Here is a 14,592-nt window from a genome sequence, read left to right as displayed (position 1 = left end):
CGCTGGAAGGGGTGAGGACAGGCGCATTTTGCGAATCTGTCCTCAGCGCATCGCTGTCCGCACATGCATGTGCAAAACCGCTGAGAGCCGTGTCCATATTGGCTTTGCTGGCAGTTCCATGGTCTGCGTTGACGTCGTCCACGTTCCGCCGATTTGTCGTAACTGTTTGCTGGCCGGCCGCCTGCAGGCGCAGGTGAGACAGCAGGTCGAATCGTCCGCTGATCGACGTACCGTCGAGCCGGACGGAGATGGATGGGCCGATCCAGCGGGGCTGCTGCAGGGTGTCGGGGACGAAGGGCGCGTGCCAGCGGTCAGCGGTGCGGCCGTGAGAATGGGGTCGAGCTCGGCGCGCTCGAGCTGGTCGAATGCGCCGACGATGCGTGCCGCCGACTTGCCGGCGCCGTTGGCCACGTACCGGCCGACGCGAATGCTGGATCCGGGCCGACGCGTCGGTTGCCCGACCTGGTCGACGACACGCGGAGGATCCAGCTCGGCGACTGGGAGCGCGGCAGGTGAGCCAATGGATCCGCCGGCGCGAATGAACGCCGCCAGGACGCCCCGCAGGTACAGCTGATACTCGAGCGGTGCCTCGGGGCGCAGGCGCCGTTCGAGGATCATCTGCTGGCGTTGCAGCACGCGCCGCGCAAGCAGTTGTGCCTTCTCCGGCAGCCCGGTGGCGAATTCGAGTTCCGCCGCGGAGCTGGTGAACCAGTACACCGCTTGGCCATACGTGACGTTGTGCCAGAAGTGCAGGCCCAGCAGGTGGCACAGCAGCAGCGTGGCGCCGGCGTTCTGTTCGCAGACATCCATCAATTCGGGCAGGTAGATGATGCGGCCGAGCAGCGAGACCGAGCGGTCGACCTGCCGGACATCCGTGGTCGGCGCCAGGGGTTCGCCGTGTCGCGGCCGGGGGAACAGTTCCTGTTCCCGGCACCCGATTGCGGCAGCCATTGCGGGCACGTCGGGATAGAACTGCAGCGTCGCCGGGTATCCGTTGCGCTCCACCTGAAGAAAGCCGAGCGACACCAATTTGCGCCGGATCCGCTCCTGCTCCCGTGGCGTCAACCGCGTCGCCGCATGCCAGTCGGCGGCGCTGCGATAGAACCAGCCGTGGTCGCGCGGCTGGGTATCGAGCGCCTCACGCTGCCAAACGACCGCTTGCGACAGCATCACGGCGGCCTTGATGTCACCGCCAAGCAGGCGAATCAGCGCGCGGGGAACCGCGATGCTGTTGGCGCCGGACGCGGCGCGCCAGATTGCTGCGACTGTCGCGGCGAAGCGATGCCGCAGCTGCTTCGCGGATGGCGAGGCCATCGGCGAAACATTGGAGAGGGGGGCGGTGCTCATCTTTTACCTTTCTTATGGTTCCAGTTGTCGTGTGCGCGGGCGCACGGGAACAGGGGCTGCCACCCCTGGTGCTTGGGGAAATCGTTTGTTGTTGCCCTTCTTTGTCGACGAGTCGATGACGGCAGTGAGCGCCGTCAGCGAATACGCCGGATACCGCTCGAGCAGGGCCAGGTATTGCTGCCGTGGGTCATCGGTTTCCGTACGGATGCGAGCCCAGTCTTCTTCGATCGAGAGTGCGATATCCAATGGCGGCAGGGCGGGGCGCCCTACCGGTACATCGACGCCAAGCACCCGGCGAAGCGTCAGCACGTGGCGTTGCGGCATCGAATACAGCCTGGCCAGCAGCTCCGGCGAAGCACCACGGCGGACAAACTGCTCCAGCTGGAGCCGGGACTCCCGGAGATCGGCCAGGCGCTCCAGGCAGCGCTTGAGGCTGCTGGGGTCGATGTGGACCGTCACCTGCAAGTCGGCCTGTTCGACAAGCGTGCACAGGTCTTGCATTGGTAGCGCACGCAGTTGCTCCAGGACGTCGAGACCGATACCCGCTTCGACCAATAGTCCGTGCTCTCCGGTGTGCAGCAACTGCACAACCTGGAGCAGCGACAAGGTCTTGATCGAAAGATCGTTGCTCATGGCGCTACTTGCCCGGCGCCGACCGTTCGAGCGACGTCGCGGCAACGAATAGGTCGATGATTTGCCTTGCCATGGGGCTGTCCGGATCTGCCAGCCGTTCCACAAGCCACCACACCGCGCTACGCGGTGCAGAGTCGATCTGGCCTGCGACCTGCTCATGGTCCAGCTGCAGCGCGTCGCCATCCTGGCGTACCGCCGTGATTGGAAGGTCGACGGTCTGTAGCAGCGCAGCCGCCGCGCCGCGGAAGCGCTCGCTTGGCGCGGCGGCCGTAGTGGTGGTCCTGCGCCGACGCGGTGCCGGGCTTGCTTCTTGGTCGCACGGGAGCGTAGTGCCGGCGCCTTCGGGCGACTCAGGGGCATCGCCGGCGGCAAGCGCCCTCAGTGCTTCCGCGGGGCTGCCCCGCTTCCGCGCTTCGTCGATCGTTTCGAGCTCGCTCAAGGTGCGTTGCCACCGCGCGCGCGCGGTCTGATCGAAGCCGGCTTCGATGATCTCCATCGTGAGCTCGCCGTGTTCGGCATAGCGGTGCTCGATGTTCACGAGCGTGTCGTGGAGGAGCCGGCCAATTGCTTCCTGGCTGTCGCCGGACAACTTGGCCAGTTCCGCGACGAGGTTATAGAGCGGCAGTAGGCGGCGGATTGTGTACTGCGACAAGCCATACGCCGCCTGGCCAAGGGACTGCAGGTTGTCGGCGGCGAAGAGATATTGCTGGAGCACGGTCTTGGAGACGCGAATGCCTTTCTCCTGCAGTCTCTCTTCGAGCGCGCGCAAGCTGATTGATGTGCCAAATTCGGCGGCAAAGTCGGCCCGGAACATGGCCATCGCTTTGGCCTTGTCCCAGAAGCAAGTGCCCGACCGAATTTCATTCTCGAGCCAATGCTCCGCCAGTATCTGGGCCTCGCCGCGATAGGGCGTGAAGATGAAGTGCGCCATCCGATAGCGCGGGTTCTTGGTCTCGGTGTAGAGCTCGCGTTGGATCTCGAGTCGGGTGTTGCCACCACCTGCGAGAACATAGCGGCCGTTCGGTCGCAGGGTGACTTTCACCGGTTGGCTGATCGGCTGGATGTCCTGGCCGGTCCGGTCCGCCTCGGCGACCCGGTCGATCATCGACGCCTTGATCTCCTCGTATTGCGGATTGCGCTGCGTGCGTGGATTGCGGTCATAAAAATCCACGTCGAAAACGCTGAGCCAGATCGACGAGCCGTCGGGATCCACGCGCATGTCGGGCCGGTCGGCCGGCGCGCTGTGCTGAGTCTTAGGCGCTTGCCGGTTGAGCGACGCTCCGACATCGACGCGGCCGCGGCTCGGCTCAGCCTTCGGCTTGGTCGCCTGCGTGGCTGCAGCGGCCAGCGTATGCGATAGGGGAAGATGGCTCAGCTTGGCCATGGTCAGTCCTCCACCCCCACGCGCTTGCCGTCCAAGGACGGGATCAATTCCCAGATGAGGTGGTGCAGGATGCTGCTGCCGGAACCGATCGATCGAATCCGGCCTTGCTCGTCGACGACGGTATCGACCCAATCACGCTCTACGTGGTGTACCGGAAGGCACGCCGTTGCTGCTTCTCGGAACACCTTCGATGATGGGACTACCGTGTCGAGCATGGTGACTTTGCCGCGGAGCTCGAGGAATTGCCCTCGAATGCCTGCAGCGATTTGGTGGCTGTCTCGGAGGCGCTCTTGACGGTAGATCACCGCCCTCATCGGGCCGGGGGCGGCGCCGACGGCGGCTCCCGCGTCCAGACGCTCGAGCAGGTCGAGCGTTCCTGACAGAAACTCTCTGGCGCTAAGGATGTCCGCTGACACCGGCGACACCATGAGATCCGCCGCGAGGGCTGCCGCCTCCTGCAGCGGCCCAGCAGCGCCTTGTGTGTCGATCAGAATGAAGTCGTATGCCTGGGCCGCAGGACTGGCCAGCGCCATCTTCAGCCGGGTTCCCCGATCGAGCCGCGTGGACAGCCATTGCTGCAGTGTGCAGTCGGTATCATCCGACACCACGATGTCCAGATTCGGGAACCTGGTGCGGCGGATCTCGTTTTCGGTAATCGCTTTGGTATGAAGTACCTGGGTCAGGCCGTACGGCGTGGACGTCTCTTCCAGGTGGAAGTACTTGGAGAGCGACGGCTGGATGTCCGCATCGATCATGAGCACGCGGAAGCCGAGCTCGGCTAGCAGCGGGCCGATGTTGGCGACAACGGTGGTCTTTCCGACGCCGCCCTTGGTGCTGATGACCGCGATGCTGAAGGCCTTCGCGCGGGTTTTCACAAGGCTATGTGGTTTTGCGGGGCTGAACATGAGGGGCAAACTCCTGTGATACTTGTAGTTGGTCTCTCTGGAGGGGCGCGGGAATGGTGGTGGCCGCGGTAGTTGCATGGCCCGTCGTGTCATCAGGCGCTGAGGACAGCAGCTCTACGGCTGGCTGGTTGTGCGGAAGGCCCAGCAACGCTCGGATCTTGGTCCAGTCGTAAATGGCGCTGGTCTTGCTCAGTGTCTGGAGCTTGTAGAAAGCGTCCAAGTCAAGTGCGACTCCCAGATCGCAGAGGATGTCCAAGTGGCGCAGTCCGTCAGCGACATGCCAGCTGAGATTCGTGCCTCGTTTGCTTGCGGCGAGTGCACCAATCAGCGATCGAGAGCAGTTCACTCGCTCGGCAATAGCTCGTCGGGTCAGACCGCTCGCTTCGAGCTTGACAATGACGTTTTTCCAGATGTTCGTGTCCATGCATTCAAGCTAACACGAACGTGTCAAATTGAGCAAGCACCAATGTGTTAGGTGAGGCAGCTACATTCGTGTCATGGAAACAATCGGCCAGCGCGTCAAGCGCTTCAGAGAAGAGCAGAAGCTCACGAGAAAGGCGTTGGCGCGGAAAGCTGGCGTAACCGTGTCGACGGTGAGCAACGTGGAGAATGGGATTCGGTCGCGGCCCAGAAGCCTCAACAGCTTGGCGTTGGCGCTGGGTAAGGACCCGTACGAGGTCGAGTTCGGGAGCCGTACTGTCGGCGGAGACTCGACACAAGGAGAGCGAGAGGCGCAGCCGCCAGCACTGCTGGTGCAAATTGACTTGTTGGTGCAGTCCTTGCCGGAGGACAAGGCGGCGATGGTCGTCGATACATTGGAAGAACTTGTGACGCTGCTACACGGCTTACCGGCGGACAAGATCGAAGAGTTGGCTAATGCCACGAAAGCGATGGCGCGCGGTCTTAAATCAGCGAAATAGCAGTCGGGATCGCTGCCGCCTTGGTCTTTTAAGGTCTGGTGATGAGATGCCTCCGCGGCATTCGGTTGAAAGGCTCAACGTCGCTACGTTATCAGCCCGACCTGCCGCGCTAAGTAGGCAGCAGTATATGCATTGGTGACACCCAACTTCTGAGCAGCCGATGCTAGCTTAGCCTTAACGACATCATGGCCGCGATGCGGCCGTAGTACATAAGGTATGTTGTGAATAGGCGTTCGAGCAATAATTAATTTAAGTATGTCTTTTTCAATGTTGTCTAACCGTATATCCAGCTCGGCTCTGTTGTCGAATAGCGCTACTACAACGCCCGTCAATCCAAGGGTAAATGTATTTAATGCTGCGAGCCTGTCTGTGATCTGTTGAGGTGTGCCGTCAAGCGGACGGTCACAATCTAAAGAAATCATCATGCGCCGGCCGTTCTTTTTTCGACCATCTGGACGGACAGGAACGATTAACCCTGACCGGATGCCATGCGCGCAGCCAATTTCAAACAGTCTCTTGTGGTTCTTGTAGGTGTGTTCGCCCCAATAGAAGGGCTTCGGATCGGCGGCACGAATGAGAACGCTAACTGGATCTTCATCGTAAATTCCGGGTTCGTCGAACTGTATTTCCGGATGGTTGGATAGGAAAATAGGCCCGCCCTTCGTAGGGTCAACGTATCCTAGCGAAAACGCGTCAATTCCGATGGAACGAGTGAAGTCCTGAACTTCTTTTTCTATGTCCTTCACGCTTCGAAGGTCGACTAAAAGTTCAGCGAGCGGGCCAAATTTGGACATTTAATTTATATCTTTAGATGGTTACACGGTGCGCACAATCGAGTCGACGACCGCCCGGACCATCGCCATGAAAGCATTGCCAGGCTCGGATGCTGGGGCTGCATGAGCAGCGACGGTAACGAAGGACGCAGTGATGATGGCAACAAACTTTTGCATTTTGCAACTCCTGTGATGTTAAAGATGAATGCTCACGCGCGCCGGCCTGGGGCCAGCTCGTGGAGCAAAATCAGTATACGGGCCGCATTTTTCTTCACGAAAAAGCGACCCATCACAGGGTTTGCTGATCGTTCGAGTTCAGTAACAACAATGGTTTGCACGATGTCGCCAGCTGCGGCCGACGCTTGTGCCGCCAGCCCATCGGCATCTTGTGTGTCGAGAATCAGTACGTCGGGAGCGTGTCGCCCAATGTCTGCTAGTAGATCAGCAGCGCTGGCATGGACAACCGCTGCATAGCCATTCTCATCAAGGTCAGCTACCAAGGCCGATAGGAACCGTTTGTCGTCGCTGAGCACTGCCACCACGGTTTCAACATCAGCGACCAGCTCGACGATGACCTCAAGGCGCAGGACCTCCCGCCCAGCTTCGCGTCGCTTGCGGAATCGTTCTATTTGCCAGCGGTGTCCATCTTGCCACGCCAGTAACGTGTCGGCTGCAAAGGGCTCAATTTGCTTGTCACCAAGCCAGGCGACACAGTCGTAGCGCGCGCCGTCCACCTCCACCCGGGCCTGTACGACCTCTATTTCTGAGGGAGAGGCGTCTAGAAGCACCGATGCCTCTACACCAAGAATACCGGCCAGCTGCTCTAGAACCTTCACCGTTGAAACTTGCTTCAGATACCGATAGGCCATGGTTCGTGGAATGCCCATCAGCTCGGCCAGCTTCCGCCCACGGTGCCGCGGATTGGGTTCGAACGCGCCCAGTAGGCGACGCGTGTTGCGTGCAATGAGTGCTGGAAGGTCCATGGCAACTAGTAGGCGGGGCGCGGTGTTCAGCCTGAGTGTCACATATTTTGTGACACTTGGCAGCGCACGTTACTTGTAGCTCCCGCCTGCTAGCAGCTAGCGTCAAGGTGTAATGCAAACAACAACTATCGCTGTTAGGCGGGGGAATTCTCATGAACGATCTGATAGATGTTCCAGGGCTTCGCGGTGTTATGCGTATGTGCAGGCAAGCCGTATTGCTGCCAAGGCACCCCAGCAACACCGGGTCACGATTAAATTCGATGGCAGGTCATGTGCAGTTATTCCCTCCAATTGGTGATGATCTGCAGGTCGATCTCGACGAGTCTGACCAGCATCGCTGCGCCGATATTGGTCTCGGAAGTCAGCATTCGACTGCGTAGGTTGCCTACAGCCGGTCAATCGTGGTGCTCATAGCCTGAGTTTGCTCAACGTTATCGATGGGCAGAAATTTGGTATGGGCGTCTGCATGAAAAATAAAATAGCTGGGGATATTTGTGAGCGACGATGCCGCACGGCCTTCGCCGTTGTCGAGTGACGCGTATTTAGCCCAACTCATCGTTGAGTTGGCTGTGGAAATTGCTGATCTCTCGCCAGAAGCAGCTGAAGCTGTAAAACAATTCTTACGTGAGGGTGTCTCGGCGTTCCGGCGCGAGGCGTAGCACCTACACCTTCTCCCTGCTTGAGCGACGGCTACTGGACGGGCTGTGCCAGCCGTCAGCTAGTGTCGCTCGGCATACCTACCCATGTTCGACACTGGTATTGCAGTACGCGATACGTCGCATGCGCGCTTCTGTGACACGTTCGTGTTGACACGTACGTGTTCAGATGATTCAATGACCCTCAGATGCTTCTTTGCTCCTCCAACTTGGCCATCTCTGCTATGTGGTGGCCGCTTTTTCGATGAAGTTCGCTGACCGAGCTTCATGGAAAAAGGCGTTGTTTCCTCCCTCTCTCGGCCGTTCCGGCGGCCGCCTTTTACAGCTGGTTCCTGCGGAGTCGGCTGCAAAAAGCGGCTTCATTGCTTTGGAGGACCAAGCCGGTTTGCGGGATAGGAGCGTGGTTTGAGAAGCGGTCGTTGCTTCAAGTAATGGGGGAAATAAGTGATGGAGCAGATCGTCACCCTAGCCGGGAACGTCGGCCAAGCGAACGCTGAGCACAGGCGATTGATACCGTTGTCCGAGGTCGAAAGCCGCTCGGGCCTTAAGAAGTCGAAGATCTACAGCATGATCGGCGAGAGCGCATTTCCGCGGCCGATTAAGTTGGGGAAGCTCTCTCGGTGGGTCGAAGCCGAGGTGGACGAGTGGATTGACAAGCAGGTCACCGCGAGCAAAGCCGCTATGGCTGAAGCCCGCACTGTCTAGGGGAAATAACCCTATGCACGCTGCTGTTCGCAGTCGTAGGACGAATCGCCTCCGTGCCGTGAAATTTGCAATTTGCATTGTCGTCGCGGCCGGCGGCTACGCACTGTCATTGTCTTTCGATGGATTGTTCGATTTCTTGGGTGCAGACCGTCATCCAATTTACATCGCGCTGCGCGTAGCTGGTCATTTGTCCACGCTGGTATTGGTGGTCGCCGCTTTTGGGCTTGTGCTGACTGCTCAGGTCAGGCCGGACGATTCGTCGTCAATAGAATAATCAGGAGGAAGCAATGGTGATCCGCACTGCAGATTTTCTGAGTCAATTTGGCCTCGCAATGAACGAGGGCGCAGTTGAAATCGCGAATTACGAACGCGCTTGCGATTGCTACGTCCATCACTCACAAGTACCTGTTGCAGTGGCCGGTTACGCACTGGCTTCGCCGACCTTCGCCCAGCGCCAGTTTCCTAAGTTCTCGTTCATCGACCTGATTCAAAAGCGTCCCTCGATGGATGTTCAGGAAGCCGTGGCGCTGGCCGCAGTCTGCGGCGCCGACGTCACGCCTCCGTTCTGGGGCAATGGCGGCCCGTTCGGTAAGCACCTGTGGCTGGTGATCGAGCGGTATCGGCTCGATCCATTCTTCGAGCGAGTGGACCAACCCTATGGCAGCGACGGCGACCACTACTACATGAGGCCTCGGGGCATCGACGCCAGGACCGGCGACGCGATCCCAGAAGTGCTGGTGAGGTGGCGTGAGGCCTACCGGAAGCTCGACACGCCGTACCAGTTGATGGTTGCGACGGTGTTGCAGCTTTATCGCCAGGGACCGGACAAGCACTGGATGGTGCGGGTGCCGAAGACTTGGCATGCCGCGGAGGGAGTCCAGGCGCTGCGCGCCGCCGGCTTTCTCGCTGACTGGGCACGCTTGGTTGCCCTGTATCCGGGCTGGTGAGCGTTGTCATGCAGATCGTTGCCTCGGGAGCGTCCGTTGAACAGATCGCCCGCTTTCAATCCTTGCAAGCCGGCCAGTATTGGCGCGCGCGACACGCCGTCGTCCAAGAAGGCATCCAGGCAGACACGGTCTTGCTGATCCAGTCGATCCGCTGGGTCGACAATGCTCCGCACACCGTCATTCTGCGTCCGCACCCGTCGAAGATCGGGAAGCGGGTGTACCTGGAGATTCCGCAGGAGAACGGCACGACGCGGCGCACCCACTTCTGCTACGACGAGCACCGCTTCCTGCTCAATGACTTTCTGAGCCTGTTCGAATTCGAGCCGGATTATCAGGACGTCCGTAGCAACGAGATTCGCCAGGTGCAAGAGCGGATCAACGCCTTGCAATCCGAACTGGTCGAAGTCCAGAGCAACCCGGCCTTGCTGGCGAACGTGGTGGAAGCGGGCCTGCGGGAGCAGGCCGACGAAGCCGCTGCTGAGCGCGCGCGTTCGGCCGGCGACGAGTCCGGCGCCAGAGGCGCTGCACCGCCGGTGCCCGCACCAGGCGGCAGCATCGTCTCGCTTGCGACGGGGACGGTGGCCAACGCCATCGGCGCGGGAATTACCCGTGAAGGCGTTGCGGCGATGAAGGCCGCGGCCTGCCGCGAGCACCAGATTGCCTCGATCAAGGCTAGGTGGATCCAGGGCAAGACAACCGAGATCGGCGAGACGATCAAGGAGATGACGCCTTTCTATGAGGAGCAGGCCGCAGCGGCGCTGGCTCAGACGGAGGACGTGCGCTCCTACGTCGCCAAGCTGATGCAGGGCATCGAGTCGCTTGACCTCTACGTCGGCAAGGATGTCGAGGTGCAAACGATCCGAGAGGGCGAAGCCGCACCGGAGGACGTGCCGCTTACCTTCGTACAGAAGAAGCTCTTGATGGACGAAGAGCTTGCCGTGTGGGCTGACCTCGACGACTGGTTCGACTTCGAGAAAGAGCACCTGTTCTTCGAGGCCCTGTGCAAGCACGACGAACTTGTGGCGCAAATCTTCCCGACCGAGCGTTGCGTGCTCGTGATGGCTGTTACCCGGCGCTATATCGACTACGGCGACAGGTGGACCAGCCACACCCGCAACGATGAGAACCGCAAGGTGTTCCTGCTGGTGCGCAACGGCATGAACATCCATCGGGTGTTCTCGCCGGTGGAGAGCCATCTTGGCAGCGATCGCCTGTTCCCGACCAAGGGCGAACAGGAGCGTATCTTCCGCGGTTTCGATGGAAGCCAGATCAAGTTCGAGGACGTGGCCTACACCGACAAGCTGAACGCGCACGAGCGCATGGCGTTGCACTACAAGCGCTTCCTGCTTCTGGTGTGCGGCCTCGATCACCGCCTCAAGCTTCTCGGCAACTTCTACGATGGGCCGCCGTCGCTGCACTTCGTCTCGATGGACTTTCAGGAGCGGTACTGCCGCTTCCTGCACGACGACGATGGAAGTTGGTTGCTGCCGTGCGGCGATGAACGCCTGACGGTGGATGCATGGGCCAACGGGAAGAACGCCTACCTGCGTTCCGGCTCGCGGGTGCTGTGCAACTGGGTCGAGGTCATGAACCCGGATACGGCCCCCGGTGTGTGCAAGCGAAACAGCAGTTCTCATGGACGTGGCTTCGACCGCCGGTACGCGCCGAAGGAACGGATGGGCGTTGCCATCGCCTACAAGGACGGCGATTCCTTCTGCGTGGATGTGGCGGTATCCGGCCATTCCTACGCTACGCACGCGGATCGGACCTTCAACTGCAAGGTTAACCTGTCGAAGTTCGACGACAGCTGCTGGGACCACACCGACCTGCCCTTCCTATGCCTTGATGCGGTGGAGCCGGGCGAACTGCAGTGGTACATCCATCACCGTGGCAGCCGGCGCAACCACCTGGGCTACATCCGGTTCTTCAAGCAGGCGCTGAAGCACATTGAGCGCGAGCGAGCCGATGAACAGGACACTCGGACGCACCTGGCGCAGGCGCTGGCAGACGGCAATATCGCCGACCCGTTTGAACGCGACTCGATTGTCGGGCAGGCCGTGGTCGCATGGCGTGCAGCCAATCGTGGCAGGCCGCTGCCCCGTTTTGTGGGTGATGCTGCAGGCCCCGCATGGAAGTCCCTGCTCGACCAGATGTACATGCTGGCCGGCGAGGGCAAGCGGCGTGCCGCGGAGATCGAAGGCTTTCTTCACGAGACCGGTTTGGTGCCCCTACGGCTTGTGCTGTCCGGTAGCGCGAAGCTGGTGGTTTATGCCACCCCCGCCCAGACGAGCGCGACGACCGTCTTGAGGAGCACGCGTGGGTGCATCGCATCACTGTCGAGCGCGGCAAGACCAAGTACAGCGAGAAGAGCCGCCGCTGGGCCTTGCTACCGCAACAGGCTGCGTCGGAGACGACGTTGCATCAGTGGGATGGCGCAGACGACTGGGCCAAACGCACCTCGGCGTTTTCGTCTTACGAGCGCAAGGCGGAAGTGATGGCCGCGGCGAGCCGGTTTCTTGACCAGCTCAAGCCGTTCACGGCCACGATGAGCGAGGCTGAGCATAAGGCGCAGCTCGAGGATTGGCGCAGCGTCCGCCACGCAATCCTCGAAGACTCCAAGTTCGTGCAGAACCCGGCGATGGCCGTCCCCTTCGGCGTGGTGTACTACCCCAAGGCCAAGGAGCTGCGCTACCTGTGCGTGGGCGTTTACGCGGCGCACGCCATGCTCGGGCGGCTGGCACCCGATGTTGATGCCCGCGAGCGAGTGCGCGCTGCCTTCATCAAGCCGTATGCGAACAAGAGTACTGGCCGCCAGAAGTTCGATAGCGCGCTGACGGAGGAATTCAGCTGGTGCTTGCTGGAAGCCGCCGTCGCCCCGGCGGACAACCGCCATGGCGTATACGTCCATAGCGGTATCGGCATCGGCGTTGAGTCCATGGGTGGGCGGAAACATAGCCCACTACTGGCTGACTGGTTCGATGGCTGGCGAGAGGTCAGTAAGGATCGTGCCCGCGTCTGGATCGCGGACGGTGCGCTCGATGGGGGCGGACGTCTCGCCCTGGATGCTTTGCTGGGTATTCGGCTGCTCGAAGGTTACGAGCCGGTACGGTTGCGTGAGATCCAGCTGTCAGGCGGCGAGACCTTGCCGAAGTATTGCCACTGGCTTGATCTCTGCCCCGGCGCGGAGCCTCCCGGCGAACATGGTTCGTCCTGGTCTTCTTCTCGCGACGGCGAGATCAGGTTGCTTGTGGATTCGGTAAAGCCGGGAGGACACAGCGGCTACAGCACCTCCCAACGTGTTTTTCTGACCCGAGATGCGGCCCGTGCAGCGGCGAGGGAGTGGGCGAGCGCGCCACATCGCGCCATTCCCGCCACCGAGCTCCCTGATGCGCCCAAACCTCCAGATGGTTTTGAACGGTGGTTCCTCGTGGAGAGCTGCTGATGCCCGCCAACACCCTGAAACGCTGGGCGTGACGTAGTGGCTGCTCCCGCCTGGTCGATCGTCAAGCTTCGGGTCGCCTGGGGCGATGTTCCCGAAGTCGGTGACGAGCTGCGTTTCCGGTCCGGCCGGCGTTACCAAGTCGCCCACGTCGCCGGCAAAACGTTGCACTGCCTGGTCCTGCCTCCAGAGGCGCCTGTGACCGGCACGGTACTTCCGTGGATGTGGGCGCCGCGAAAGCACCGGCGCCCAACACGGTGACGGGATGAATACGTGCAATGCCGCCGGGGTTGGATGGGAACGATCCAATGCCGCCGATAAAAGGGGGAAACCGATGCTGAATCAACGATACCGCTGGATACCTGTCGCAGTGTCCACCGCCTTAGTGCTGAGCGCAGCCTGGTACATCTGGCCGAACTATGACGCAGAAGACGCCAGGGCCACAGCAAATGCAGGCCATGCCGAGGAAGCGCTTCGCTCGCACATCAAGACGGCCGATCGGCTCGCGGATTCGTACGCGGCCTTTCAGTCGCTCTCCGCGTCGGAGGCCAGGGTTCTTTCGCTCTACGACCCTTGCTACGACACGATGGACGGCAAGGTCTGCAAGGCGGTCAAGGTGCAGGACGAAATTCGGGTCCGCCGCCTCCAGTACCTCGACAAGGCCGCCGCGCAACACAGTCGTGATGCTTTGCTGTTCCTGTTCGTCGTGGGCCACGACGAGGGCGACGGCGATCACTCGACGCTCCGTACCAAGCACGTCAAGACGTTGTTCGACTACCTCGATAGCGCGCCAAACGCCGAACTGGATGGGCCTCTGCTGATGAAAGCAGGCGAGCTCGCGCTCGCCGGCACTGCGACCATGCGCGACGTTCGCCGTGCCATTGGCTTCTACGCTCGGGCTTGGGCCCTGGGTACCGACGGGGCTGCTCAAGCCGCGGCCGCCGCCTTCGTAAAGATTCGTGACACCCCAAATGCCTACCTGTGGGCGCTGCGGTGCACCGGAAATTGCCAGCGCGATTCCTGGACAGCGCTCGACCAGCTCGAGAAGGATCTTTCCCTGGATGAGATCCAGCAAGTGCAGAAGCTTGCGCCTGTCGTTTCGGTGATCGAAGTCAGTTCCAGCGGAGCTTGACCTATGGCCCTCAAGCAAATGCCGAGCAGCATGGCCACGCTGGCGCTGCTCATTGCGATCGCCGCCGGCGTCGCTGCAGCGGCGCCGACAAAATCCTCCAGTTCCGGAGGGTCTCGCATCTCGTTGAGCAAGAGCCCGTCGGCGCGAGTAGAGCGGCCCAAGCCGACGGTCACCTATCGCGCGACCACGCGGCGCTACTCGACGCGGCCACAGCCGTCGACCGGTACGGGCCGTACTCGCGCCAAGTCATCAGCAGCCGGGTCGACCGAGGCGTCTGGCGCTGACGGCTTTTCTTCCACTTCACGCCGTGAACGCCCGCCGCTGACTCCTCGTCAGTCGCTGTTACCGCCGCGTGGAGCCCAGCCTTCGCCGATGCTCACGCAGCTGATCCGCGAAAAGGAAAGCAGCAGCGGTCCGGGTTGGGTCGGGACTGCATTCCTGGTCGCGCTGCTCAGTCGCCACGACCTGTCTGCCGATGATCGCCGGTGGATCGAGAGCCGCCTGAGCTCCGTGTCTGCTGCGCGCGGCGCGAATGGGGCCGAGGCGGACACCTCGCCGTCAGCGTTGCCCAAAGTCATCTACGACATCCAGGGCCTCGATAGGCCACTGGTGGTACGTCGGTCCGGGTCGATCAGGGCGGTAGCACATCATACCGGCGCAAGCGCCGCCTTGCCGATCGAATGCCGCCTGCCGGAGGCGGCCGTGGAGCGGCAAGGCGGCGGCGTGGTATTGACCTGGACCCCCGAAAGGTCGGCGTCTCGCTGTTGA

General features: G+C 61.2%; 14 protein-coding genes. 7 read left to right on the top strand and 7 right to left on the bottom strand.

Features of this window, described 5'->3' with window-relative positions; translation table 11 throughout:
- Positions 1 to 42: 42 nt before the first annotated feature.
- From H9L41_RS16540 to H9L41_RS16520, 5 genes are read right to left on the bottom strand one after another with little or no spacing between them, the layout of a single operon-like run.
- Positions 43 to 1,347, bottom strand: coding sequence for a hypothetical protein (locus H9L41_RS16540; protein ID WP_187523486.1), 1,305 nt, complete (start codon positions 1,345 to 1,347; stop codon positions 43 to 45).
- Between the two features lie 12 nt (positions 1,348 to 1,359).
- Complete coding sequence (locus H9L41_RS16535) at positions 1,360 to 1,980, bottom strand: STY4526/YPO1902 family pathogenicity island replication protein (RefSeq protein WP_028444739.1); 621 nt, start codon at positions 1,978 to 1,980, stop codon at positions 1,360 to 1,362.
- A 4-nt stretch (positions 1,981 to 1,984) separates the two neighbouring features.
- The gene (locus tag H9L41_RS16530; protein ID WP_028444738.1) at positions 1,985 to 3,364 is read right to left on the bottom strand and encodes a hypothetical protein; all 1,380 of its coding nucleotides are present in this window, start codon (positions 3,362 to 3,364) and stop codon (positions 1,985 to 1,987) included.
- A 2-nt stretch (positions 3,365 to 3,366) separates the two neighbouring features.
- Positions 3,367 to 4,269, bottom strand: a complete 903-nt coding sequence (locus H9L41_RS16525; protein ID WP_051318688.1) for a ParA family protein — start codon at positions 4,267 to 4,269, stop codon at positions 3,367 to 3,369.
- Positions 4,244 to 4,693, bottom strand: coding sequence for a hypothetical protein (locus tag H9L41_RS16520; protein WP_157461818.1), 450 nt, complete (start codon positions 4,691 to 4,693; stop codon positions 4,244 to 4,246). Before H9L41_RS16520 ends, H9L41_RS16525 begins: the two co-directional genes overlap by 26 nt.
- 73 nt (positions 4,694 to 4,766) lie before the next feature.
- Between H9L41_RS16520 and H9L41_RS16515 the strand changes: the two genes are divergently transcribed.
- On the top strand, positions 4,767 to 5,189 hold the full coding sequence (locus H9L41_RS16515; RefSeq protein ID WP_034605905.1) for a helix-turn-helix domain-containing protein: 423 nt from the start codon (positions 4,767 to 4,769) through the stop codon (positions 5,187 to 5,189).
- Positions 5,190 to 5,272: 83 nt separating this feature from the next.
- Here the strand turns inward: H9L41_RS16515 and H9L41_RS16510 are convergent, their stop codons facing one another.
- Entirely contained in the window at positions 5,273 to 5,983 is a 711-nt protein-coding gene (locus H9L41_RS16510) for an autoinducer binding domain-containing protein (protein WP_084299772.1), read from the bottom strand.
- A gap of 188 nt (positions 5,984 to 6,171) precedes the next feature.
- Positions 6,172 to 6,945, bottom strand: coding sequence for a helix-turn-helix domain-containing protein (locus H9L41_RS16505; RefSeq protein WP_084299771.1), 774 nt, complete (start codon positions 6,943 to 6,945; stop codon positions 6,172 to 6,174).
- A 1,103-nt stretch (positions 6,946 to 8,048) separates the two neighbouring features.
- Here H9L41_RS16505 and H9L41_RS16500 point away from each other — a divergent pair.
- The 6 genes from H9L41_RS16500 (at position 8,049) to H9L41_RS16480 (ending at position 14,592) form a co-directional block, all read left to right on the top strand.
- Entirely contained in the window at positions 8,049 to 8,306 is a 258-nt protein-coding gene (locus H9L41_RS16500; RefSeq protein ID WP_051318687.1) for a helix-turn-helix transcriptional regulator, read from the top strand.
- Between the two features lie 287 nt (positions 8,307 to 8,593).
- On the top strand, positions 8,594 to 9,253 hold the full coding sequence (locus H9L41_RS16495; RefSeq protein WP_051318686.1) for a hypothetical protein: 660 nt from the start codon (positions 8,594 to 8,596) through the stop codon (positions 9,251 to 9,253).
- Between the two features lie 8 nt (positions 9,254 to 9,261).
- Positions 9,262 to 11,748, top strand: a complete 2,487-nt coding sequence (locus H9L41_RS16490) for a hypothetical protein (RefSeq protein WP_265583821.1) — start codon at positions 9,262 to 9,264, stop codon at positions 11,746 to 11,748.
- Positions 11,670 to 12,695 (top strand): hypothetical protein, encoded by a 1,026-nt coding sequence (locus H9L41_RS25065; protein ID WP_265583820.1) that lies wholly within the window; start codon positions 11,670 to 11,672, stop codon positions 12,693 to 12,695. Before H9L41_RS16490 ends, H9L41_RS25065 begins: the two co-directional genes overlap by 79 nt.
- A 367-nt stretch (positions 12,696 to 13,062) precedes the next feature.
- Complete coding sequence (locus tag H9L41_RS16485) at positions 13,063 to 13,824, top strand: hypothetical protein (RefSeq protein ID WP_028444733.1); 762 nt, start codon at positions 13,063 to 13,065, stop codon at positions 13,822 to 13,824.
- Positions 13,825 to 13,827: 3 nt separating this feature from the next.
- Positions 13,828 to 14,592, top strand: a complete 765-nt coding sequence (locus H9L41_RS16480; protein ID WP_187523485.1) for a hypothetical protein — start codon at positions 13,828 to 13,830, stop codon at positions 14,590 to 14,592.

It is taken from the genome of Chitinimonas koreensis (assembly GCF_014353015.1).
GTDB lineage: Bacteria > Pseudomonadota > Gammaproteobacteria > Burkholderiales > Chitinimonadaceae > Chitinimonas > Chitinimonas koreensis.
Note: the sequence above shows the minus strand (reverse complement) of the source record. Positions and strands in the feature narration are given on the sequence as shown.